General features: G+C 66.1%; 18 protein-coding genes. 6 read left to right on the top strand and 12 right to left on the bottom strand.

The window, feature by feature from the left end; all coding sequences use genetic code 11:
- Positions 1–2: 2 nt before the first annotated feature.
- Entirely contained in the window at positions 3–617 is a 615-nt protein-coding gene (locus ACVMB1_RS24165; RefSeq protein WP_076830713.1) for a glutathione S-transferase family protein, read from the top strand.
- A gap of 198 nt (positions 618–815) precedes the next feature.
- Here ACVMB1_RS24165 and ACVMB1_RS24170 read toward each other — a convergent pair whose 3' ends face one another.
- Genes ACVMB1_RS24170 through ACVMB1_RS24180 form a run of 3 tightly spaced genes read right to left on the bottom strand, consistent with a single transcriptional unit; the run spans position 816 to position 2,836 of the window.
- Entirely contained in the window at positions 816–1,310 is a 495-nt protein-coding gene (locus ACVMB1_RS24170) for a TPM domain-containing protein (protein WP_057019261.1), read from the bottom strand.
- Between the two features lie 2 nt (positions 1,311–1,312).
- On the bottom strand, positions 1,313–2,197 hold the full coding sequence (locus ACVMB1_RS24175) for a TPM domain-containing protein (RefSeq protein WP_076830712.1): 885 nt from the start codon (positions 2,195–2,197) through the stop codon (positions 1,313–1,315).
- A gap of 21 nt (positions 2,198–2,218) precedes the next feature.
- Entirely contained in the window at positions 2,219–2,836 is a 618-nt protein-coding gene (locus ACVMB1_RS24180; protein WP_028334935.1) for a LemA family protein, read from the bottom strand.
- A 160-nt stretch (positions 2,837–2,996) separates the two neighbouring features.
- On the opposite strand from ACVMB1_RS24180, the gene ACVMB1_RS24185 reads away from it, so the two are divergent.
- The 3 genes from ACVMB1_RS24185 to ACVMB1_RS24195 are packed head-to-tail and all read left to right on the top strand — an operon-like array spanning position 2,997 to position 6,215.
- Positions 2,997–3,851, top strand: coding sequence for an enoyl-CoA hydratase (locus ACVMB1_RS24185; RefSeq protein ID WP_038386235.1), 855 nt, complete (start codon positions 2,997–2,999; stop codon positions 3,849–3,851).
- Positions 3,852–3,859: 8 nt separating this feature from the next.
- Positions 3,860–5,005: an acyl-CoA dehydrogenase family protein gene (locus tag ACVMB1_RS24190; RefSeq protein WP_076830709.1), complete on the top strand. Its 1,146-nt coding sequence runs from the start codon at positions 3,860–3,862 to the stop codon at positions 5,003–5,005.
- 13 nt (positions 5,006–5,018) lie between these two features.
- Positions 5,019–6,215 carry an acyl-CoA dehydrogenase family protein gene (locus ACVMB1_RS24195; protein WP_141342655.1) on the top strand — a complete coding sequence of 399 codons (1,197 nt, stop codon included), beginning with the start codon at positions 5,019–5,021 and terminating at the stop codon, positions 6,213–6,215.
- A 140-nt stretch (positions 6,216–6,355) separates the two neighbouring features.
- Here ACVMB1_RS24195 and ACVMB1_RS24200 read toward each other — a convergent pair whose 3' ends face one another.
- The 7 genes from ACVMB1_RS24200 to ACVMB1_RS24230 form a co-directional block, all read right to left on the bottom strand.
- Positions 6,356–8,683, bottom strand: a complete 2,328-nt coding sequence (locus ACVMB1_RS24200) for a xanthine dehydrogenase family protein molybdopterin-binding subunit (RefSeq protein WP_076830703.1) — start codon at positions 8,681–8,683, stop codon at positions 6,356–6,358.
- Between the two features lie 160 nt (positions 8,684–8,843).
- The gene (locus tag ACVMB1_RS24205) at positions 8,844–9,932 is read right to left on the bottom strand and encodes a S1C family serine protease (RefSeq protein ID WP_076830790.1); all 1,089 of its coding nucleotides are present in this window, start codon (positions 9,930–9,932) and stop codon (positions 8,844–8,846) included.
- Between the two features lie 97 nt (positions 9,933–10,029).
- Positions 10,030–10,905, bottom strand: a complete 876-nt coding sequence (locus tag ACVMB1_RS24210) for a dihydrodipicolinate synthase family protein (RefSeq protein ID WP_057019254.1) — start codon at positions 10,903–10,905, stop codon at positions 10,030–10,032.
- On the bottom strand, positions 10,898–11,854 hold the full coding sequence (locus ACVMB1_RS24215; RefSeq protein ID WP_456849285.1) for an NAD-dependent epimerase/dehydratase family protein: 957 nt from the start codon (positions 11,852–11,854) through the stop codon (positions 10,898–10,900). Before ACVMB1_RS24215 ends, ACVMB1_RS24210 begins: the two co-directional genes overlap by 8 nt.
- Before the next feature lie 23 nt (positions 11,855–11,877).
- On the bottom strand, positions 11,878–13,518 hold the full coding sequence (pgm, locus tag ACVMB1_RS24220; protein ID WP_076830698.1) for a phosphoglucomutase (alpha-D-glucose-1,6-bisphosphate-dependent): 1,641 nt from the start codon (positions 13,516–13,518) through the stop codon (positions 11,878–11,880).
- Positions 13,519–13,748: 230 nt separating this feature from the next.
- Entirely contained in the window at positions 13,749–15,401 is a 1,653-nt protein-coding gene (locus ACVMB1_RS24225; protein ID WP_076830695.1) for an acetolactate synthase large subunit, read from the bottom strand.
- Positions 15,402–15,479: 78 nt separating this feature from the next.
- Positions 15,480–18,146 (bottom strand): M1 family metallopeptidase, encoded by a 2,667-nt coding sequence (locus ACVMB1_RS24230; protein ID WP_076830691.1) that lies wholly within the window; start codon positions 18,144–18,146, stop codon positions 15,480–15,482.
- 250 nt (positions 18,147–18,396) lie between these two features.
- On the opposite strand from ACVMB1_RS24230, the gene ACVMB1_RS24235 reads away from it, so the two are divergent.
- Positions 18,397–19,851: a GH1 family beta-glucosidase gene (locus tag ACVMB1_RS24235; protein WP_076830688.1), complete on the top strand. Its 1,455-nt coding sequence runs from the start codon at positions 18,397–18,399 to the stop codon at positions 19,849–19,851.
- Between the two features lies 1 nt (position 19,852).
- Here the strand turns inward: ACVMB1_RS24235 and ACVMB1_RS24240 are convergent, their stop codons facing one another.
- The gene (locus ACVMB1_RS24240; RefSeq protein ID WP_076830686.1) at positions 19,853–20,920 is read right to left on the bottom strand and encodes a maleylacetate reductase; all 1,068 of its coding nucleotides are present in this window, start codon (positions 20,918–20,920) and stop codon (positions 19,853–19,855) included.
- 20 nt (positions 20,921–20,940) lie between these two features.
- On the bottom strand, positions 20,941–21,921 hold the full coding sequence (locus tag ACVMB1_RS24245; protein WP_076830683.1) for a helix-turn-helix domain-containing protein: 981 nt from the start codon (positions 21,919–21,921) through the stop codon (positions 20,941–20,943).
- Positions 21,922–22,073: 152 nt separating this feature from the next.
- Here ACVMB1_RS24245 and ACVMB1_RS24250 point away from each other — a divergent pair, with 152 nt between their 5' ends.
- Positions 22,074–22,799 carry an alpha/beta hydrolase gene (locus ACVMB1_RS24250; RefSeq protein WP_076830681.1) on the top strand — a complete coding sequence of 242 codons (726 nt, stop codon included), beginning with the start codon at positions 22,074–22,076 and terminating at the stop codon, positions 22,797–22,799.
- Positions 22,800–22,898 lie beyond the last annotated feature (99 nt).

Here is a 22,898-nt window from a genome sequence, read left to right on the forward strand (position 1 = left end):
TCATGAAGCTTTACGACTCGATCGGACCCAATCCGCGCATCGTGCGCATGTTCATGGCGGAGAAGGGCATCGAGATACCCAAACAGGCCGTCGACCTGCGCAAGGGCGAGAACCGCGAGACGGAACACCTGAAACGCAATCCGCACGGCCAGATGCCGGCGCTCGAGCTCGACTGCGGCAACTACCTCTCCGAGATCACGGCGATCTGCGAATATCTCGAGGAGAAGCACCCCTCGCCCGCGATGATCGGCACCACGCCGGAAGAGCGCGCGGAATGCCGGATGTGGACGCGCCGCGTCGATCTCAACATCGCCGAGCCGCTCGCCAACGGCTACCGCTTCGGCGAAGCGCTGAAATTCTTCGAGAAGCGCATTCCCGTTGCGCCCGAAGCCTCGCCCGGCCTGAAGATGATCGCCGCCAACCGCATCAAATGGCTTGACGACCAGATGGCCGACGGCCGCGACTACATCTGCGGCAAGCGCTTCACGCTCGCCGACATGCTGCTCTATTGCTGGCTCGATTTCGGCAACCAGGTCGGCCAGCCGCTGGACCAGTCGAACGCCAACATCGTCGCCTGGTTCAACCGCGTCGGCGCGCGGGCATCGGTGAAGGCGTAAAAGGCGGTCGTCTTATCCTCCCCTCGAGGGGGAGGATCGGTTCGCATGAAGCGTAGCGCAATGCGAACCGAGGTGGGGTGATCTCTCCCCTCGGGTAGCGTTCACGCGGAGAGACCTTCACCCCACCTCGCCGCTCATTGCATTCGCGTCGATCCTCCCCCTCCAGGGGAGGATGAAGAGCACCCGACCACTCAGTCCCTAAATCACCACCGGCTTGTCCGGCAGCTCGTTCGGGCCGGCCGGTGGCGGGAAATGCTTTGCCAGCTCGCGCGACACCGCCTCGATCCCCTTGATCACGCCCTGCTCGAACCGGCCGGCCCGGAAATCCGTTTCCATCGTGCGGCAGATCGCCTCCCAGCCGGCATGGCCGACCTTCGCGTCGATGCCGCGGTCGGCGACGATCTCGACGTCGCGGTCGGCGAGCAACAGATAGATCAGGACGCCATTGTTGTGATCGGTGTCCCAGATCCGCAAATGCGAGAACACGTCGAGCGCGCGCTCCCGCGCAGGCTGATTGCGGAACAGCGGCACGCCGTCGAGCGCGCCCTCGACGACGAAACGGATCTGGCCGGAATGAGTGGCCTCACCGGCCTTGATCGCCCGCTCGATGGCGTCGAGCACGCGCGGCGGAAAATCACGCCGCACCCGCCAGCGGTGCTCGAGCAGATGCTTGCCGATGCGCTTGATGCCCATGCCTACCAGCTCCCCGAGGCGCCGCCGCCGCCGAAGCTGCCGCCTCCGCCGCTGAAGCCGCCGCTATCGCTCGAGCTCGAGCCGCTGCTCCAGCCCCCGCCGCCGGAATACCCGCCGCCGCGCCGGTACGGTCCCGAGCCTGCCGTCGGACCGCCGAAGTTCAATCCGCCGAAGATCAGCGCCGCGACGGCGGCGAACAGGCCGACCACCAGCGCCGTGGCGAGCGAGCCGGCTACCATCCAGGTGAAGACGCCGACGACACCGCCGGTCGCGACCGAGCCCAACAACCGCCCCAGTATCCCGCGCAACACGCCGGCCACGATGATGACGATAAAGATCGTCACCGGATTGGCGAAGTCGACCAGGTTCGGCCCTTGCCAATGCTCGGGCTCCGGCGCCGGCAATTGCTCGCCATTGATCAGGCGGATCATCCGGTCGACGCCGGCCGAGATGCCGCCAGCGAAATCGCCGGCCTTGAATTTCGGCGTGATGTCTTCGTCGATGATGCGATGGGTGACGGCATCGCTCAGCACGCCTTCGAGGCCATAGCCGACCTCGATGCGCAAGTGCCGGTCGTTCTTGGCGACGACTAGGAGCGCACCGTCGTCGACCTTCTTGCGCCCGATCTTCCAGGCCTCGGCCACGCGGATCGAGAACTGCTCGATGGTTTCCTCGCCCGTGCTCGGCACGATCAAGACCGCGATCTGGCTGCCCTTGCGGGCTTCCAGATCCTTCAGCCGGTCGGTGAGCGAGGCGACATCGCTCGCCGACAGCGTCCCGGTCTGGTCGACGACGCGGCCGGTGAGCGGAGGCACTGCGACCTCGGCCCATGCCGGGCACACGAAGCCCAGCAGGAAGGCGAGCAGGATGACGCGTGCGGCGGTCATCGCGATGCGCGCGCGCCGGCGCTATTTCGACGGCGCGGGAGCCGGTGACGGATTATTGAAATCGACCTTCGGCGCGGTCGATATTTCCTTTTCATTGTCGACCGTGAAGTTGGGCTTCTCCTTGTAGCCGAACGCCATCGCTGTCAGATTGTTCGGGAAGGTGCGGATGCCGACGTTGTAGTCCTGCACTGCCTTGATGTAGCGATTGCGCGCCACCGTGATGCGGTTCTCGGTGCCCTCGAGCTGCGCCATCAGGTCGCGGAACAGCGCGTCCGATTTCAGCTGCGGATAGTTTTCGGTGACGACCAGCAGCCGCGACAGCGCGCTGGTCAGTTCGCCCTGCGCCTGCGTGAACTTCTGGAACGCGGCCGGGTCGTTGAGCACCTCCGGCGTTGCCTGGATGCTGCCGACCTTGGCGCGCGCGTTGGTGACGCCGAGCAGCACGTCCTTCTCCTGCTGCGCAAAGCCCTTCACGGAGTTGACCAGGTTGGGCACGAGATCGGCGCGCCGCTGGTACTGGTTCACCACCTCCGACCAGCTCGACTTGACCTGCTCGTCACTGGTCTGGATCGCGTTGTAGCCGCAGTTGGTCAGGCTCAATGTCGCCAGCGCTGCGAGCACGGTCCAAAGCTTGCGCATGAAGATGGTCCTCCCCGGGTGGATTCTGCGTCAGCGTAACAGATTTTCGCCGGATAATCCCGTGCGGCGGATTTCGCGGCTTCTTTTGCGGATGATGACGCTTGCCTATCCTTGCCCGCGCCGTTCATCATGGCGAAAAAATCGATCGCGGGAGGATCCATTGGCGTCTGAACAATTCGAGACGATTGTTGTCGAACGGCCCGAGCCCGCGATTGCGCGGATCGTGATGAACCGCCCCGAGGCCCGCAACGCCCAGAACCTGCAAATGACCTACGACCTCAACGCCGCCTTCGACCGAGCGGTGCAGGACGACGCGGTCAAGGTCATCATCCTCGCCGGCAACGGCCCGCATTTCTCGGCCGGTCACGATCTCAGGCCAGGGGCCAAGAACCAGGCCGGGGTCGATTTCCCGCCAGTCGGAAATTGGGGCGGCTTCGCCGAGCCGAACGCCCATGGCCGCTTCGCGCGCGAGCAGGAGATCTACCTGCAGATCACAAGGCGCTGGCGCAATCTGGCAAAGCCGACGATCGCCGAGGTGCACGGCAAGTGCATCGCCGGCGGACTGATGCTGGCCTGGGCCTGCGACCTGATCGTTGCCAGCAACGATGCCGAGTTCTGCGACCCCGTCGTGACGATGGGCGTCTGCGGCGTCGAGTGGTTCGTGCATCCCTGGGAGCTCGGCGCGCGCAAGGCCAAGGAGATGCTGTTCACCGCCGATGTCTGGAGTGCCGACGAGGCGCATCGCCTCGGCATGGTCAATCACGTGGTGCCGCGCGGCGATCTCTCGTCGTTCACGCTGGCGCTGGCACGGCGGATCGCCGCCAAGCCCGCCTTTGCGCTGAAGCTTTCCAAGGAGGCGGTGAACCGCTCGATCGACATCATGGGGCAGCCTGCCGCGATCGATCAGGCCTTCGCGCTGCATCAGCTCTGCCACGCCCACAACCTTCAGGAATTCGGCATGGTGGTGGACCCCGCGGGTCTGCATCCCTCCGTCAAGAAAACCGCCAACGTGTAGCAAGCCAGATGGACCTCACCCTCAGCGACGAGCAGCGCCTGCTGCGCGAAAGTGCCGACCGCTTCGTGGCGGAAACTTTTACCCCGGATCATCGCAAGAAAGCGGCGAACGATCCGCTGGGCTATTCGCCCGCGATCTGGAAACAGTTCGCCGAGCTCGGCTGGCTGGCGCTGCCGATCAGCGAAGCCCATGGCGGGCTCGGCGGCGGCGCGATCGAGGTCGGACTGTTGATGGAAGCGTTCGGCCGCGGGCTGGTGTCCGAGCCCTTCCTCTCCACGGTCGTGATCGGCGCCGCGCTGGTTGCCGAATGCGGCACCGAGACGCAGAAGCAGGCGATCCTGCCTGATGTTGCCGAGGGCAAGCTTACGCTCACCTTCGCGCATTCCGAGCGCGCCGCGCGCTTCGATCTCGCTCATGTCGACACCACGGCCAGCAAGACCGCCGACGGGTGGCGCCTGAACGGCAGCAAGATCGCCGTACTCGACGGCGCTTCAGCCGACCAGATCATCGTCTCGGCCCGTATCGCCAACGCCAATGGTGCATCCGGCAAGCTTGGCCTGTTCCTGGTGCCGGCGAAAACGCCCGGGCTCACGCTGCGCGACTACGCGCGGCTCGGCGGCGGGCGCGGCTGCAATCTCGATCTCAGGGATGTGCAATTGCCCGCCGATGCGCTGCTCGGCGACGGCAGCGATGCGCTACCCGCGATCGAAACCGTGGTCGACCGCGCGATGGCCGCGCTCGGCGCCGAGGCGGTCGGCATCATGCAGACGCTGCTCGACACCACGCTCGAATATACCAAGATCCGCAAGCAGTTCGGCCGGCCGCTATCGGCCAACCAGGTGATCCGCCATCGCCTCGCCGACGTGGCGATGCAGGTCGACGAGGCGCGCTCGATGGCGTTGCGCGCCGCGCTGATGGCCAATGCCGAGCCCGTGGCCCGCAGCCGTGCGGCGTCCGGCGCCAAAGCGAAGATCGGCAAATGCGCGCGCTTCGTCGCCGAACAGGCGGTGCAGCTGCACGGCGCGATGGGCGTCACCGAGGAGCTCGACATCGGCGCCTATTTCAAGCGGCTGCTCGCCTTCGATACGCTGTTCGGCAACAGCGCCCATCATTATCGCCGCCACGCCGCGCTCAGCGGCCGCGCCCACGCCTAACGGAGAGCGCACCATGGATCTCACCTTCAGTGCCGAGGAACGCGCTTTCGAGCAGGAAGTCCGCGATTTCATTGCCGGCAGCCTGACGCCGGAGATGAAGCGCGCCACCGCGCTGACGCCGTCGGTGTTCTCCGATCCCGACATCGGCATGGCCTGGCAGCGCGCGCTTCACAAGAAGGGCTGGGGTGCGCCGGGCTGGCCGGTGGAGCATGGCGGACCGGACTGGACACCGGCACAGCGCTGGATCTTCGAGGCCGAATGCGCGCGCGCCGGCGTGCCCAATGTCAACGTGATGGGCGTGAAGATGGTCGGCCCCGTCATCATCGGGTTCGGCTCGCCCGAGCAGCAGAACTTTTACCTCCCGCGAATTCTCTCCGGCGAGGATTACTGGTGCCAGGGCTATTCCGAGCCGGGCTCGGGCTCCGACCTCGCCTCGCTGAAGACCCGCGCGGTGCGCGACGGCGACGACTACATCATCAACGGCACCAAGATCTGGACCACGCATGCGCATCACGCCAACCGCATGTTCGCGCTGGTGCGCACCAATGACGGCGAGCGGCAGCAGGACGGCATCAGCTTCATCCTGATCGACATGAAGACGCCGGGCATCACCACGCGCCCGATCCTGACCATCGGCGGCGACCACGAGGTCAACCAGGTGTTCTTCGACGACGTCCGCGTGCCCGTCGCCAACCGCGTCGGCGAGGAAGGCAAGGGCTGGACCTACGGCAAGTATCTGCTCGAATTCGAGCGCGGCTCCGGCATCGCGTCGGCCAAGCTGCGCGAGGCGCTGAAGACGATCACCGATCTCGCTGACTCCGAGGTCACCGGCCGCGCCATCGAGGATCCCGATATTGCGATCCGGATGTCGGAGGTCGAGGTCGATATCGACGCGCTCGAGATGACCGAGCTCAGGGTGCTGTCGGCGCTGCAGACCGGGCAGAATCCGGGCGCGGTGTCGTCGCTGATCAAGCTCAGGGTCAGCGAGATCCGCCAGGCGGTGACGCGGCTCGGCGTCGACGTGATCGGCCAGGACGGGCTTGCCGTCGAGCCGGCGCGTCCGTTCTACCGGCTCAACCACGAGCCGGCGATCCCCGAAGAACTGCTGCCGGTGGTGCCGGAATATCTCAACGGCCGCGCCTATACGATCTTCGGCGGATCATCCGAGATCCAGCGCGACATCATCGCGAAGATGGTGTTGGGGTTATAGGGCACCGTCGTTCCGGGGCATCGCAGAGCGATGAACCTCAGGTGCGCAATTGCGCACCGGGGAACCTCGATGTTGTAGCGCGAGATTCCGGGTTCGCGCCAACGCGCGCCCCGGAATGACGGTGGAGGAGAAAGCGCGGCCTATGCCGCCCCCACCTTCGCGTCGCGGATCGCCTGCCAGATCTTCGACGGCGTCAGCGGCGTGTTCAGCTGGGTGATCCCGACCTCGCTCAGCGCATCCATCACGCCGTTGGTGATGCAGGGCGGCCCGCCGATCGCGCCGGACTCGCCGCAGCCCTTGGCGCCTAGCGGGTTGGTCTTGCACGGCGCGGAGCCATCGAGCGTCACCGTGATCGGCGGAATGTCGTCCGCGCGCGGGATGCAATAGTCCTGATAGCTCGCGGTCAGCAGCTGGCCTTCCTCGCTATAGGCCACGCCCTCGTAGAGTGCTTGGCCAATGCCCTGGACAACGCCGCCATGCACCTGCCCCGTCACCAGCATCGGATTGACGGCGACGCCGACGTCGTCGACCGTGGTGTAGCGCACCACCCGCGTGACGCCGGTCTCCGGATCGATCTCGACCTCGCAGATATGCGTGCCGTTCGGCCAGCTCGGCCCGTCGACATTGCCCTCGCTCTCGACCGAGAGCTTTGCGCCGTTTTCCTTCGCCGCGATCTCGAACAGGCTGATGCGCCTGTCGGTGCCGACCACGGTGAGGAAGCCGTCGCGATACTCGATGTCCTCAACGGAGGCTTCCAGCAAATTGGAGGCCTTGTCGCGCGCCTTGCTGATCATGTCGTTGGTGGAGACCGCAACCGCGGTGCCGCCGACGAACAGCGAACGCGAGCCGACGCTGCCGAAGCCCGTGGCGAGGTCCGTGTCGCCCTGGATCACGTCGATCTTGTCCATCGCGATGCCGAGCGTATCAGCGATCATCTGGGTGTAGGTGGTGGCGAGGCCCTGCCCCATCGCCATCGTGCCGGAGTGCAGGATGACGCGGCCTTCGGCGGTCGCGTGCAGCGAGACGTTCTCGGTGTGGGCGCGGCCGCCGGTCCATTCGATGTAGCTGGTGAGACCGCGGCCGTAGAGCAGGCCCTTCTTCTTCGCCGCCTTCTTGCGTGCGGCAAAGCCGTTCCAGTCGGCCAAATCAGACGCGCGCTCCAGCATGTGCGCGAAGGCACCGGAATCGTACACCTGCCCGACTGCATTGGTGTAGGGCAGCTGCGCCGGCTTGATGTAGTTGACCTTACGGATGGTGCGCGGGTCCATGCCGATCTGGCGCGCGGCGGCGTCGAACAGCCGCTCGACGATGAACACCGCCTCGGGCCTGCCGGCGCCGCGATAGGCGCCGACCGGCGCGGTGTGGGTCATCACCGACTTCACCTCGAAATGCACCAGCGGCAGGTCGTAGACGCCGGTCTGCACGAACGGGCCGAGCACCAGCGGAATGATGTTGGCGGTGCCCGACGAATAGGCCCCGGTGCCGCCGATCGAGCGCACCCGGTAGGCCAGCACGCGGCCCTTGGCATCGAGCGCGAACTCGCCGGTCGAGGTCAGGTCTCGGCCATGGGTGCCGCCGACGAACTCGTCGGTGCGGTCGCCGCGCCAGCGGATCTTCTCGTTCAGCTTGGTCGCGGCGTAGGCGACGATGCCGTCTTCCGGATACAGGCTGGTCTTCTGGCCGAAGCCGCCGCCGATGTCGCCGACCAGCACGCGCACGCTGTCCTTCGGCCGCTTCAGGATCGATTCCGCCAAGAGGTCGCGGGTCGAACCCGGAGTCTGCGACTGCACGTGCAGAATCAGCCGGCCGGTCTTCTTCTCGATCTCGGCAATGGTCGAGCGCGGCTCCATCGCCGACGGCACCAGGCGCTGGCTGACCAGGTCGAGCGACACCTTGTGCGCGGCGTTGGCGAAGGCTTCCTCGACCTTGGCGGCATCGCCATAGCTCATCGCGGCCACGATGTTGTCGGGCGCCTCCGGCCAGACCGCCGGCGCACCGGGCTTGATCGCCTCGACCGGATCAACCACCGAGGGCAGCACCTCGTAATCGATCTCGATCGCCTCGGCCGCGGTCTGCGCCAGCACCCGCGAGGTCGCGACCACAGCCGCGACGCCCTCGCCCGCGTAACGCACCACATCATGCGCCAGCAGGCGCCGTGGCGGCACGGTCATCGGCGAGCCGTCGGGCCGCTTGAAGATCGCAAGCGTCGGCAGCGTGCCGATATCGTCCTTGACGAGGTCGGCGCCGGTATAGACGGCCTTGACGCCCGGCATCTCCAGCGCCGCCCTGGCGTCGATCGCCTTGATGTTGGCGTGGGCGTGCGGCGAGCGCAGCACGTGCAGCCAGAGCGCGCCGTCCTGCGGCTTGTCGTCGATGAAATGCCCCTTCCCGGTGACCAGCCGCTGGTCTTCCAGACGCTTGACTGGCTGGCCCGCACCAAAACGCATATTGCCGGGAAGAATGTTCATCAGAGGGTCCTTCGAGCTTCCAAGAATTTCCAGAGAATTTGGCGGCGGTTTTAGCGGATTTTGGCGGCCTGACAACCACAGCGCCGGCCAGAGGACAGGCGTGTCGTCGCGCGGCGCGCGGAAGCACAATCCGGTGGCACGCGTCAGGCCAGTGACGACATCATTGCGCCCGGCCGATATCGACGATGGCGACCTCGACATCGCGCGCCGAGCCGTCGCGGTTCACGCTGAGCCGCACTTTCTTGCCGACCCCGATCTGCTCGAGCTGGTCGGCCAGATCGGAGAGCCGGTGCACCGGCTTGCCGTCGACCGCGGTGATCACGTCGCCGAGCTCACCGGTCGACATGTCGACCCCGCGTATCCCGGCGCGCTCGGCCGGCGACCCCGGTGTCGTGCGCACCACGATCAATCCTTCGGCACCGATACGCGTGGCGACCGCCTCATTCGCGGTCACGATGCCGATCCCCGGCGTCGGCACGCGGCCGTTGCGGATCAGCTCGGGCACCACGCGATTGACGATGTCGACCGGGATCGCAAAGCCGATGCCGGCATTCGAGCCCGACGGCGACAGGATCGCCGTGGTCACGCCGATCAGCCGGCCGGCGGAATCGAGCAACGGGCCGCCCGAATTGCCCGGATTGATCGCGGTGTCGGTCTGGATCACATTGGAGATCTCGCGCCCGCTCGAGGTCGGCAGCCGGCGCTTGAGCGCGCTGATGATGCCGCTGGACATCGATTGATCGAGCCCGAACGGGTTGCCGATCGCATAGGCAAACTGGCCGACCTTGAGATCGGCCGAGCTGCCGAGCGCCAGTGACGGCGGCAGCTTGCGCGCGCTGCGGATGCGCAGCACCGCCAGGTCGTAGTTCGGCGCCGTGCCGACGATTTCGGCGCGCACCGCTTCGCCGGAGGCAAAGCGGATCGCGACCTGGCTTGCGTTCTGCACCACGTGATTGTTGGTGACGACGTGGCCGTCATTGTCCCAAACAATGCCGGTGCCCGACGCCGCGCCGCCCTCCTGCTCCTCGCTCAGCGGATTGGCGGCGGTTTGCGTCACCACCTGCACGACCGACGGCGAGACCTTCTCGAAGATCTCGACATTGGCCTTTTCGGCATCCGACAGCGCGCCGCGCTCGGCGACCGCGCGGGCAGCCGGGCCGCTCCACGGCGCCTGACGGATGCTGCCGGCCGCGAATATCAGCAGAATGGCCGCGATCACGGCCAGTACAAGGACGGTACGCCGATTCATTGCTGTGCTCCACGCAACAAACGCGCTGACCAAGCGGAGGTTTCCGGCATGGCCAAGGCGGATTGCCCGGCATTTTGCCGCGCAGTCCCCGACGGCTTCAGGCCAGATCGCGCAACGCCGCCTCGACCACCTTGCGCTGCTCGGCCGTGAGCGGCGCCTGCGGCGGCACGGGATCGCCGACGTCGTAGCCCTGGCTCGCGAGCCCGGCCTTGATGCAGGCGGCGAGGTTGAAGCGGGCAAACGCCTCGTTGATGCGCCACAGCTTGCGCTGCAGGGCCATCGCCTCATCCCAGCGGGTGCGGCGGCACAGATTGTAGAGCTCGACGCTTTGCCGCGGGATGATGCAGGCCGGGCCCGCCATCCAGCCATGGCCGCCGATCAGCATCACCGCGGCCGGAATATGGGCGGAGGCCGAGAACACTTTCAGGCTGTCGCCGCAACGGTTCATGATCGACAGCAGCCGCCCGGTGTTGGTCGACGCGTCCTTGATGTAACCGATGCGCGGATGCCCGGCGAGCCGCGCGATGACGTCAAGCGTGAGGTCGGAGCGCTGGAAATTCGGATTGGTATAGATCACGACCGGAATGTCGACGGCGTCGGCGATGGCGCGGAAATAGGCTTCCACCTGCGCATCACCGACCGGAAAATACGCCTCCATGATCGCGAGAATGCCGGTCGCGCCGCGCTTCTGGTAGGCCTTGGCCTGCGCCACCGCATCCGCCGTCGAGGTCGAGGCGACGCCGGCGACCACCGGCACGCGGCCCTGCGCGGCCTCGATCGTGGTCGCCACCACCTGCATGCGCTGCGCATTGTTGAGGTAGGCGAATTCGCCGGTCGAGCCGAGCGGCGTCAGGCCGTGGACGCCGGCCTTGACCAGATCGTCGCAGAGCCGGCCCAGCACCTCGGTGCGGACATGGCCGGCAGGGTCGACCGGGGACACCAGGTACGGAAAGACGCCGTGGAAATCAGCCATTTGCGAGCCTCGTTGACGGCGAGACATAATCGGGATCGTGCGCAAAGGGAAGCGGCACGCCGCTGCGCAAGGCGCCGAGCACCGCTGCGAAATCCGTGCCGGCGCGGAAGCCGAGCAGCCGTTCGGCCTTGCCGGCATCGTAGATCCGGCCGATCGATTTCGGCAGGCGCCAGCCACGCCGCGCGAACAGCGCCGGCGCATCGGGGAATGTGCGCGCGATGACCCCGGCCGCGTCCGTCTTCAGGTCGGCGACATCGCCACGCTTGAACGGCGTCGGCGCGCTGATCACAAAGACCTCGAAGCCGCGGATCTTGTCGAGCGCCACGACATGGGCATCGGCGGCGTCCTCGACCGTGAGGCGGCGGTACAGCAGCTCGGTCGCCTTCATGTTCTCGCCATGGATGTCACGGATGGTGTCGTCATCCTCCGGGAAGAAGCGGCTGGTGCGCAGCACCGCGCAGTTCAGCCCGTGCTCGCGGCTATACAGGCGGCACAGCCCTTCAGCGGCGAGTTTTGTCACGCCGTAGATGTTGCGCGGCTCAAGCGGTCCTGTCGTCTCGTCGAGCCACACCGCAGCATGGCCTTCCTCGTCGCGGATCGCCTGCGAAATCATCAGCGAGGTCGTCGAGGTGAAGACGAAACGGTCGTGGCCGGCAGCCACTGCTGCCTGCAGCAAATTGAGCGTGCCTGTGACGTTGACGTCGACAAAGGCCTGCGGCGCGAACCGCGCGATGTCGGGCTTGTGCAGCGCGCCGCCATGGATCACGGCCTCGATGCCGTAATCCGCGAACACACGCTCGACCACCGATCGTTCGGCTACCGAGCCTGTGACATCGGTCGCCTCGCCCGGGACGACGTCGAGACCGACCACATCATGGCCGGCCTGTCGAAGCCGCGGCGCGAGGAAACGGCCGAGCCAGCCGGAGGAGCCGGTCAACAATATTCGCATGAATTCTGCCCGGCCCGCGCCTTTCAGAACACCTTGGCGATCGCGGCCTGCGCATCGCCCTGGATCTGCTTCAGATGATCCGGCCCGCGGAAGCTCTCGGCGTAGATCTTGTAGACATCCTCGGTGCCGGAGGGACGCGCGGCGAACCAGCCCGCCTCGCTCTCGACCTTGATGCCGCCGAACGGCTGGTCGTTGCCCGGCGCCTTGGTCCTGACCGCGCGCACGGCATCGCCGGCGAGCTGCGTCATGTTGAGCTGCTCGGGCCCGAGCGCCTTCAGCGCGTTCTTCTGCTTCGGCGTCGCCGCCACATCGATGCGCTCGTAATAGGGAACGCCGAGTTCGGCGGTCAGCTCGCCGAACAATTCGCTCGGATCGCGGCCGGTCCTGGCGATGATCTCGGCTGCCAAGAGGCCGAGGATGATGCCGTCCTTGTCGGTGGTCCACACCGAGCCGTCGCGCTTCAGGAACGAAGCGCCCGCGCTCTCCTCGCCGGCAAAGCCGAAGCCGCCGCTGCCGAGCCCGTCGACGAACCATTTGAAGCCGACCGGCGTCTCGACCAGCTTGCGGCCCAGCTTCTTCGCCACGCGATCGATGATCGAGCTCGACACGATGGTCTTGCCGATCGCGGCGTCCTTGCTCCATTGCGGCCGGTGCGCGAACAGATAGGCGATCGCGGTGGCAAGGAAGTGGTTCGGGTTCATCAGCCCGTTCGAGCGGGTCACGATGCCGTGGCGGTCGGCGTCGGTGTCGTTGGCGAAAGCGACGTCGAAACGGTCGCGCATCCCGATCAGGCTCGCCATCGCATAAGGCGACGAGCAGTCCATCCGGATCTTGCCGTCCCAGTCCGCGGTCATGAAGCGGAAGGTCGGATCGACCGCCTCGTTGACGACTGACGCGTTGATGCCATAGCGCGCGATGATCGGCTGCCAGTAGTGCACCGCCGCGCCGCCGAGCGGGTCGATGCCGATCTTGACGCCGGCAGACTTGATCAGCGCGAGATCGACGGTGTTGCCGAGATCGGCGACATAGGGCGTGATATAATCGTGCAGATGCGTGGTCGCCGCCTTGCGCGCGCGATCATAGGACAGCCGCGCGACGCCCTTGAGGCCGGCCTCGATGTAGCGGTTGGCGTTCTTCTCGACCACGGCGGTGACGTCGGTGTCGGCCGGACCACCATGCGGTGGATTGTACTTGTAGCCGCCGTCCTCCGGCGGGTTGTGTGACGGCGTGATGACGACGCCGTCGGCGAGGCCCGCGCTACGGCCCTTGTTGTAGCTCAGAATCGCATGCGAGATCACCGGCGTCGGGGTGTAGCCGCCCTGCGCGTCGATCATGATCTCGACGCCGTTGGCCGCGAACACCTCGACCGCGCTGGCCAGCGCCGGCTCAGCCAGCGCATGGGTGTCGATGCCGATGAACAGCGGCCCGGTGAGACCCTTCTCGCGCCGGTAATCGCAGATCGCCTGCGTGGTGGCGAGGATATGGTCCTCGTTGAAGGAATTCTTCAGCGACGAGCCGCGATGGCCCGAGGTGCCGAACGCAACCCGCTGGGCGGGATCGCCGGCGTCGGGCTTGCCGGCAAAATAGGCCGTGACCAGCCGCGGCACATTGGCGAGCGCGGCGGGATCGATGGGTTTGCCGGCGGCAGGATTTGGTGCAGTCACGTGACCTCTCAGATCTGGTATCGCCGACCATCTGCGCAATGGTGATGCAGTGGCGTGCTACCATGGCGGCTTACGTTCAATCAAGCCGAGGGCTTTTCGTTCCTTGCCCACCGCAGCAATGCTTCAGCGTCTTGTTTGAGCATGATCTCCGCGCAAACGCTTTGCGTTTGTCGCGAGGAAAGCCGCTTCGCACTTTGCGCTAACGCGGCCCTTCGGGTCCGGATCATGCTCTACGACACATCGATCTGCTGCACCTTCTCGCGCAATTCGTCGACCAGCACCCGCTTGTTCTCGGTATAGTCGATCGGCACCACGACAAGATGCACGCCGCCGCCGGAAAACGCCCGTTCCAGGGTCGGAACGATCGCATCCGTGCTCGCGATCCGCGAACCCTTGGCGCCGTAGCTTTCGGCGTATTTGACGAAATCCGGGTTGCCGAAGGTCAGGCCGAAATCCGGGAAATTGTCGACCGCCTGCTTCCAACGGATCATGCCGTAGGCGGAATCCTCCAGGATCAGGATCACCAGATTGAGCTTGAGGCGGACGGCGGTCTCGAGCTCCTGCGAGTTCATCATGAAGCCGCCATCGCCACAGACCGAGAGCACGCGGTTGTTCGGATACAGCATCGCCGCCATCATCGCCGACGGCAGGCCGGCGCCCATGGTCGCGAGCGCGTTGTCGAGCAGCAGCGAGTTCGCGAGCAGCGTGCGGTAATTGCGCGCGAACCAGATCTTGTACATGCCGTTGTCGAGCGCGACGATGCCGTCCTCGGGAATGACCTGCCGCACATCGTGCACGATGCGCTGCGGCGTCGGCGGCCAGCGGCCCTCGGTGGCGCGATCGGTGATTTTGGCCAGAATGCTTTGGCGCAGGCTGAGCAGCGCGCTGGCATGCGGCAGCTTCCCCTCGACCCGATCGGCCAGCAATTCGAGGCTCGGACCGACATCGCCGATCACCTCGCATTGCGGGAAATAGACCTGCTCGACCGTTGCCGGCATGTAGCTGACATGGATCACCTGCGGTCCCTTCGGGCCCATGATGAAGGGCGGCTTCTCGACCGTGTCGTGACCGATCGCGATGATGAGGTCAGCGCGGTCGATCGCCTCGTGCACGTAGTCGCGCTCGCTCAGCGCGGCGGTCCCCATATACTGATTGGTGCCGCCGGACACGGTGCCCTTGCCCATCTGCGTGGTAATGAACGGGATTTTCGTGCGCCGCACGAAATCGCCGATCCCGGCAGTCGAACGCGGACGCGATGCCGCAGCACCAAGCATGATCAGCGGGCGCTGCGCCTTCAGGATCATGTCGGCGGCGCGATCGAGCGCAGCCGCGTGCGCGATCGGAATCTCGATCGGATGCGGCGGTATCATTTCGACCGGCGCAGTCTCCTCGCCTGCGATATCTTCCGGCAGTTCGAGCAGCACCGGCCCCGGCCGTTCCTGCGTCGCAATTCGGAAGGCGTCGCGAACCAGCGTCGGAATGGTCGCGCCGCTGACGATCTGCAGCGACAGCTTGGTCAGCGGACGGAACGTGTTGACGATGTCGACGATCTGGAACTTGGCCTGCCGGCTGCTCAGGATGCCCTTCTGGCCGGTCAGCATCACCATCGGCATCGCGCCGAGCAGCGCATAGGCGGCGCCTGTCGTGAGGTTGAGCGCGCCGGGGCCAAGCGTCGTCATGCAGACGCCGGGCCTTCCGGTCAGCCGGCCATAGGTCGCCGCCATGAACGCCGCGGCCTGCTCGTGGCGGGTCACGATCAGTTTGATCGAGGATTTGCGCAGGCTCTCGACCACGTCGAGGTTCTCCTCGCCGGGGACGCCGAATACCCGCTCCACGCCCTCATTCTCGAGGGCCGCGACCAGCAAATCGGAACCTTTGACCATCTCAGCCTCGCATCGTTGATTGCATGCCGCGCACGGAGCATAGCCGCATCGCGCGCCGCCGGAAACTGCTTCGCGATCTCACGGTTTGCGCGCCCTGATCCAGCCGTCGGCGGCGGGCAGCACGCGCGCGGCGAGATCGGCCGAGATCGCGATCGCCTGCACGGATCGCGCCACCATCACCCGTCCGCCGGTGGTCGATTGCGACGGAGCAAACGCGGCCAGTTCCGCCGCATGGTCCTCATCGGTAAAATTGGTCATGAAGTTCGGCACGAACTGGTCGCGGAAGTTCGGCCCCTGCCTTGCCAGCAACGTATCGAAATTAGTCCGGACGAAGTCCCAGGCGAGCTGCGGCTGCTCGCCTGAAGACGCAACCGCGTTGATCATCCCCGTCACGATCGTGTCGGGCAATTCGTTGGTCAGCGTCAACGCCAGCGTCGCCCGCGCCAATTCGGCATCGCGGGCGCTTGCCGCCGCGAGATAATAGCGCAGCCGTTCATTGGTCGCCGTGCTGTTGCGCGCTAGCGCCAGCAGCTGGCCGTAGGTCGCCCGATCGGCGGTCACACCGACAACATGCGTGACGGCATCGCGCAATGCGGTCGGAAGCGAATTGGGATCATCGACGAATCCCGCAAAGCGCCGCTTCGCTTCCGCCACAATAGCTGCATCCCCGAGATCGCCAAGCGTCGAGATCAGGCTTGCACGCAACAACGCAGTGTCATCGTCGCCTGAACCGGCGCCGTCCCATCCGACCCGATCGAACACCGGGCGCAGCTTGGCGCGGGCATAGGCCTGGATCACCGGCCGCTCGGTGCGGCCGCGCGACAGCCGGTTCAGCGCCGCGAATGTCGAGATCACCTGGTCCCACACCGCGCGTTGGTCACCGGCATCGAGCGCATCGAGCAGCGCGAGATAGGACGGCGCCTCCGCGCGGCCCGCCTGCACCAGCGCCCAGCTGTCGGTGACGACATTGAGACGGTCCGTGACCTGCATTTGCGGGAATGCGTTCAGCAACGCCGCACGGTTCTTCGGGCCGTACTCGACTCTGAAGTAGCCGACGTCGCCGAGGTTGACCTTGATCGCATCGCCGCAGGCGCCGGCCGTGATATTGGTGCTCCCCTTCAACAATATCTCGTCGAACGGTTTGCCATGCGCCGGTCCGACCGCAACGGGGATCTGCCAGTTGCGGGCCGGCAGCGGCGGATTGTTGGCCGGCGCGATCACGAAGCGATCCTGCCGCAGGGTCAGACGTTGCGCCATGCCATCGCAGGCCGCCTCGGCCACGACCAGCGGCACGCCGTCCTGCTCGGTGAACGAGGCGGCGATACCGGTGATGGTCTTGCCGCCGCTACTCTCGAGCGCCTGCCAGAGATCAGCTGTTGTCGCGTTGCTGTAGGCATGCGCAGCCATGTATTTGCGGATGCCGTCGCGGAACGCCGGTTCGCCGAGATAGGTCTCGAGCATGCGGATCAACGCCTGCCCCTTGCCGTAGGTGATGGCGTCGAACGCCGTCACCGCTTCGCTGTGATCGGCAATCGGCTGCTGCACGGGATGCGAGGTGCGCCGCGCATCGAGCGCCATGGCGAACTGCTTCGCGCCGTAGCCGTTCAGCCAGCCCTGCCACTCTGGATAGAACTGCTCCGACGCCTTGGTTGCCATCCAGCTGGCAAAGCCCTCGTTGAGCCAGAGATTGTCCCACCACGCCATGGTGACGAGATCGCCGAACCACATATGCGCCATCTCGTGCGCGATGATGGCGAAGATGCCACGCCGCGCGGTCTCGGCGGACGTCGCGGGATCGAACAGCAGCCGGCTCTCGAAGAAGGTGATGCCGCCCCAATTCTCCATCGCGCCGCCGAACCCGCCCGGAACTGCGATCAGGTCCAGCTTCGGCAGCGGATATTTGACGCCGAAATAGTCGTTGTAATAGGCGAGCAGCTTCACCGCGCTGTCGAGCGCGAACCGGCCCTGCCCGCCCTTGCCCTCCGTCGTCACCACGCCGACCGTGACGCCGCCGGCATCCGCTGTGACGCGCTCGAGCTCGCCAACCGTGAGCACGAACAGATAGCTCGACATCTTCGGCGTCGGCGCGAACGCAACCTTTTTGAGATCGCCGGCGACCGGCTCTTCGCTGGTCACGGGCATGTTGCCGACCGCGAGCAGATTGCGCGGAATGACGACGGTCAGCGCGAAGCTCGGCTTGAACGACGGCTCGTCCCAGCACGGGAAGATCCGCCTCGCATCGGCCGGCTCCAGCTTGCTGGAGATCATCCGCTTGATCCCGGTCCTGGTCGGGTAGTCGACCGAGAACAGGCCGGTGCCGAATTTGTTGATCTGCGCCGTGAAGGCGATACGCAGCTTGTGGCGGCCGGCCGCAAGCGGCCTGGCGAAGGTCAGCGTTGCGGTCTGCGCGGCGGCGTCGGTCGCGACCTCCGCGTGCTGCGCGCCGTCATCGATCGTGACCTCTGCGAATGTCGTGTTGACCGCGTTCAGCGTCAGCTGCGCGGTCGCCTCGCGTACCTCGATGTCGACGGTCTCGACGCCCGGCAGAGCGAGGCCCGTGATATCAGGCGTCAGCTCGATCGCGTAATGCAACGGGACGACCGTCTTCGGCAGCTTTCCGGGCGTGCGGTCGAACGAAAATGTCTGCTCGGCATGCGCGCTTGCGGCCATCGCCAAAGCCAAGCCGATCGCAGTGGCAAGACAACGCAGCAGCGCCGTTCGGACATGGGTTGCAGGCTTGTTCATCGCGCGCAGCTCACGGGAATCTCGGGGATATTCGGATGTCATTGCGGAATGACGTAGCAGGCAATCTAGTAGAGAAAATGTCGCCACAAAACTGACAACTCCGCGACATTGACATCACAATGGTTCGCATTGATTGGTGCGCCGTTCGCCACGGCGCTTTGGCCCACCGACCCTTGTTGCTCAACGGCGGGATGGAAGGTTAACCTACGGCCCGCATTCCAGCCGCAACGTTCGGCGACGGGAGACAGCAATGTTCGGAAAGTTCTCGCGCCGGCAGTTTGCGGGCCTTGCAGGCCTCTCGGCGCTCGGTTTGACCGGCCCTGCCGAGGCTGCAAACCGCGCGTCGCGGCCGGACGGCACGAACTTTCCCACGGGCTTCGTCTGGGGCACCGCAACCTCGTCCTACCAGGTCGAGGGCGCGGTCAATGAGGACGGCCGCGGCCCATCGATCTGGGACACTTTCACCCACACATCGGGCAAGATCGAGGACGGCTCGACCGGCGACCGCGCCAACGACCACTATCACCGCTACAAGGAGGACGTTCGCCTCATCAAGGATCTCGGCGCCAAGGCGTATCGGTTTTCGATCGCCTGGCCTCGGGTATTTCCCGACGGCACCGGCACGCCGAACCCGAAGGGCCTCGACTTCTACAACCGTCTGGTCGACGAGCTGCTGGCGAACGGCATCGAGCCCTACGCCACGCTCTATCACTGGGACCTGCCGCAGGCGTTGCAGGACCGCGTCGGCGGCTGGCGCTCCCGCGACACCTCGAAGGCGTTCGGCGACTATGCCGGCTATGTGGCGCAGCGACTGACCGACCGCGTGAAGAACGTCTTCACCCTCAACGAGGTCGGACGTTTCCTCCCCTTCGGCTATGCGCTCGGCGTCGACGCCCCGGGGCTGAAGCTGCCGGCGGGCGAGGTGAACCAGGCGCGCCATCATGTGGCGCTTGCGCATGGCCTTGCAGTGCAGGCGATCCGCGCCAAAGGCCGTGCCGGCACGCGGGTCGGGCCGGCCGAGAACATCACCGCCTGCGTGCCCGCCTTCAACACGCCGGAGAACATCCGCGCCACCGAGACCGCGACCCGCGAGCTCAATGCAGGTTTTCTCGGTGTCGTCCTCGAAGGCAGGTACACCGAGGGATTCCTGCAATATGCCGGCGCGGACGCGCCCAAATTCACCGCGGATGAGCTGAAGATCATCTCGCAGCCCAATGATTTCGTCGGGCTGAACATCTACGCGCCGCAATGCTACATCCTTGCCACCGAGCATGCCCCCGGCTGGAAGCCGCTGCCGATGCCGGCTTCCTTCCCGCACATGAGCTCGGAATGGCTGCGGATCGCGCCGGAGACGATCTATTGGGCGCCGCGGATCGCCGCCAAGCTGTGGAACATCAAGAGCATCTATATCAGCGAGAACGGCACGTCCGGTGAGGACAAGGTGCATCCGGACGGGCAGATCTACGATCTCGACCGCATCATGTTCCTGCGCAACTATCTCGCCCAATTGCAGCGCGCGACCGCCGACGGGGTCCCGGTCCACGGCTATTTCCTGTGGAGCCTGATGGACAATTTCGAATGGATCTTCGGCTACGAGAAGCGCTTTGGCCTCTACCGGGTGGATTTCGAGACCCAGGCCCGGGTGCCGAAATTGAGCGCGGCGTTCTATCGCGACGTGATCGCGCGCAACGCGATCGGCGTCTGATCTATCCGGCCTGCGGGCGCGCGCCGGACCACGCGCGCTTCAGCAGGTCGCGGATGCCGCTCTCCTCGATCGGCCGCGGATTCCAGTAAGGATTTTTGGTGGCGAGCGCGGCCGCCTTTGCGATGCCGTCCTCGGGCATGCCGATCTCGGCGAGCGAGCGCGGCGCGCCGAGCCTTGCCGACAGATCGAACAGGCCATCGGCGGCGCTGGCCGCCCCAAGCGCGTTCGCGGCACGGCCGATCGCCTCGCGTGCGGCCGGCGTGTTGTAGGCGATGGTATGCGGCAGCAGCACCGCATGGGTCTCGGCATGCGGCAGGTCGAACAGCGCGCCGACGGTGTGGCAGAGCTTGTGATGCAGCGCCATGCCGACGGTGCCGAGACAGACGGCGGACAGCCAGGCACCATAGAGCGCGTCCGCGCGTGCCTCGAGATCGCGCGGACGCGCAATCACGTTGGGCAGCGACGAGGCAAGCTTCGCAATCGCCTCTTCCGCCATCAGCCAGGTGATCGGGTTGCCGTCCCGCGCGTACAGCGCCTCGGCCGCGTGCGCGATCGCGTTGAGGCCGGAGATCGCGGAGAATTTTGCCGGCATCGAGATCGTCAGGTTGACGTCGTAGATCACGGTCTCGGGCAGGATCTTGGGCGATGATTGCGTGGTCTTGACGCCGTCGACGGTCTCGCCGAGCACCGGCGTCATCTCGGAGCCGGCATAACTGGTCGGCACGATCAGTTGCGGCAGGTCAGTGCGCAGCGCAATCGCCTTGCTGAGGCCGGTCGCGGCACCGGCGCCGATCGCAACCACGCCGTCCGGCTTGAGCTCGCGGACGATCTCCATCGCATGTTCGGTCACCGCGACCGGCGTGTGCACCACTGCACCGTCGAACAATCCGGCCACACGGCCGCCGGTCAGGTCAGCAAGATCGCCGAGCTCGGCCTGCTGCCGCCGGCTCGCCAGCACCAGCGCGCGATTGATGCCGAGCCGGTCGAGCTCGTCCGCCAGCTGCGCGACGGTGCCGACCCCAAACACGACCCGCATCGGGCTGACCTGGTAGGTGAACGGCTGCGTCATGGCGATTTCCGAAGCGTTGGTCAGCCGCGGCGCCAGTCGCGCGGCGTGCAGCCGAAGCGGTGCCTGAAGCGCCGCGTGAAATGCGACAGGTCGGAGAAGCCCCAGTCGAACGCGATGTCGCCGATCGCGCGCCCGGCGAGCGCGGGATCCCTCAGATCGCGCGCGGCGCCGTCGAGACGGCGGTCCATCACATGGCTGGCGAATGTCGTGCCGGCGCGCTCGAACAGTTTGTGGACATAGCGCTCGCTGATGCCGATCGCAGCCGCAATGGCGGCAACGCCGAGGCCGGGCTCGCGCAGCCTGCGGTCCACGGCACGGCGCAGCGCAAGCCAGGTCGCATCGGCAAGGCTTGCGCTCTCCCCGACGCCTGCGCGACCACTGCGCGACAGGCTGAGCGCGACCAGATCGAGCAGCACGCCAAACAGCCGCGCGTTGTCCGCATCCGAAGCACGGAGGGCGGATGTGTTCAGAACCTGCGCCGTCTCGGCGATGAGATGGCCGACGAAGGGATCATCCGAAACCCGCGCCGGCGCGACCTCGGGCGCCGACGGCAGCCGTTCATCGAGCGCCTCGGCCGGCACCCAGAACGAGGCGACCTGCAGCGCCGGGCCGCGGTCGTGCAGCAGCGCGAAGCGCTGGCCGCTGTCGAAGATTCCGACCTGCCCCGGCGACAGGCTGATCTCGCGTCCCGCCTGCTGGATGCGGCAGCGGCCGGCAAGCTTCAGATTGAGGTAGTAGCAGCGCCGGCTGGACGCGGCGATGTCGGCAGCGGAGCGCCGCACGACATGCTCCGGGAAGCTGACCCGGTTGACCGCGCCATCCCCGAGCCCAACGGTCTCGACGCGGGCGAGGAAGCCCGGCGTCGCCGGCGGCTCCGGCGTCAGGTTCATGAAGGCCTGGCAGATCGCCTCGCGGTAATACGCGAACTGCTCGCCGGGCCTCGTGTCCGCGGTATTCCAGCTCAGCCTGCGCGAGCGATCCGCGGCGGCGATTTGCTGCATCAGTTCACTCCGAGCCCAGTCCGGTTCGCTCACAGCCAAGCGCGTTCCGCGGGTCCAGGTCAATATCCAGGTCAATATCCATCAGGAAGCGGATGAAACCTGCGCGTATCCCGGGCCGTCCGGACGCGGCAATCCAGACAGGGAGGTACAACATGTCGACCTATGTTCTCGTCCATGGCGCCTGGCATACCGGCGCCGAGTTTGAGCCGGTTGCGGCCGCCATCCGCAAGGCCGGCCATGCCGTCCACACCCCGACCATCAGGGGCAACCGTCCCGGCGACCGGAAGGACTCCGGCCTCGCCGAGGCGATCCAGTCGATCGTGGATTATCTCGCCGAGCATGACCTCAAGGACATCGTCCTGGTCGGCCACAGCTATGGCGGCATGGTCATCACCGGCGTTGCCGACGCCGCCGCTAACCGCATCCGCCGCCTCGTCTACTGGAACGCCTTTGTCCCGAACAATGGCGAATGCCTCAACGACATGGTGCCGCCGCACTATCGCGGCCTGTTCGACGCCATTCATGCCGAGCGGGGCGACGGCTCGGTGGTGCTGCCGTTCCCGATCTGGCGCGAGGCCTTCATCAACGACGCCGATCTCGAGACGGCGCAGCGCGCCTATGACAAGCTCAACCCGCACCCGTTGAAGACCTTCCAGGACAAGATCGCGCTGCGCAGCAATCCCGCCGAGATGCCAATCGCGAAATCCTACGTGAATTGCACGGAGGACACCGCGATGCCGCACAGCCTGCCCTGGCATCCGCGATTGTCGGAGAAGCTCGGGCTGTTCCGCCTGGTCCAGGTGCCGGGCAGCCACGAGCTGTGCTTCTCCAACCCCGAGCGGCTGGCGCAGGCCTTCCTCGACGCCGGCCGCGATTAGCGGCCTCCGTTTCACCTCGCCCCGCGTGCGGGGAGAGGTCGGAACGCATCATTAGATGCGTTCCGGGTGAGGGGGAGTCTCCACAAACGCAGCCATCAC

This window comes from Bradyrhizobium sp. USDA 4504 (assembly GCF_054063995.1).

What these genes read in the sequence shown, in the direction of transcription:
- ACVMB1_RS24165 (WP_076830713.1), top strand. Translation starts at nt 3, where the DNA reads ATGAAGCTTTACGACTCGATCGGACCCAATCCGCGCATCGTGCGCATG.
- ACVMB1_RS24170 (WP_057019261.1), bottom strand. Translation starts at nt 1,310, where the DNA reads ATGGGCATCAAGCGCATCGGCAAGCATCTGCTCGAGCACCGCTGGCGG.
- ACVMB1_RS24175 (WP_076830712.1), bottom strand. Translation starts at nt 2,197, where the DNA reads ATGACCGCCGCACGCGTCATCCTGCTCGCCTTCCTGCTGGGCTTCGTG.
- ACVMB1_RS24180 (WP_028334935.1), bottom strand. Translation starts at nt 2,836, where the DNA reads ATGCGCAAGCTTTGGACCGTGCTCGCAGCGCTGGCGACATTGAGCCTG.
- ACVMB1_RS24190 (WP_076830709.1), top strand. Translation starts at nt 3,860, where the DNA reads ATGGACCTCACCCTCAGCGACGAGCAGCGCCTGCTGCGCGAAAGTGCC.
- ACVMB1_RS24195 (WP_141342655.1), top strand. Translation starts at nt 5,019, where the DNA reads ATGGATCTCACCTTCAGTGCCGAGGAACGCGCTTTCGAGCAGGAAGTC.
- ACVMB1_RS24200 (WP_076830703.1), bottom strand. Translation starts at nt 8,683, where the DNA reads ATGAACATTCTTCCCGGCAATATGCGTTTTGGTGCGGGCCAGCCAGTC.
- ACVMB1_RS24205 (WP_076830790.1), bottom strand. Translation starts at nt 9,932, where the DNA reads ATGAATCGGCGTACCGTCCTTGTACTGGCCGTGATCGCGGCCATTCTG.
- ACVMB1_RS24210 (WP_057019254.1), bottom strand. Translation starts at nt 10,905, where the DNA reads ATGGCTGATTTCCACGGCGTCTTTCCGTACCTGGTGTCCCCGGTCGAC.
- ACVMB1_RS24215 (WP_456849285.1), bottom strand. Translation starts at nt 11,854, where the DNA reads ATGCGAATATTGTTGACCGGCTCCTCCGGCTGGCTCGGCCGTTTCCTC.
- ACVMB1_RS24225 (WP_076830695.1), bottom strand. Translation starts at nt 15,401, where the DNA reads ATGGTCAAAGGTTCCGATTTGCTGGTCGCGGCCCTCGAGAATGAGGGC.
- ACVMB1_RS24230 (WP_076830691.1), bottom strand. Translation starts at nt 18,146, where the DNA reads ATGAACAAGCCTGCAACCCATGTCCGAACGGCGCTGCTGCGTTGTCTT.
- ACVMB1_RS24235 (WP_076830688.1), top strand. Translation starts at nt 18,397, where the DNA reads ATGTTCGGAAAGTTCTCGCGCCGGCAGTTTGCGGGCCTTGCAGGCCTC.
- ACVMB1_RS24240 (WP_076830686.1), bottom strand. Translation starts at nt 20,920, where the DNA reads ATGACGCAGCCGTTCACCTACCAGGTCAGCCCGATGCGGGTCGTGTTT.
- ACVMB1_RS24245 (WP_076830683.1), bottom strand. Translation starts at nt 21,921, where the DNA reads ATGCAGCAAATCGCCGCCGCGGATCGCTCGCGCAGGCTGAGCTGGAAT.
- ACVMB1_RS24250 (WP_076830681.1), top strand. Translation starts at nt 22,074, where the DNA reads ATGTCGACCTATGTTCTCGTCCATGGCGCCTGGCATACCGGCGCCGAG.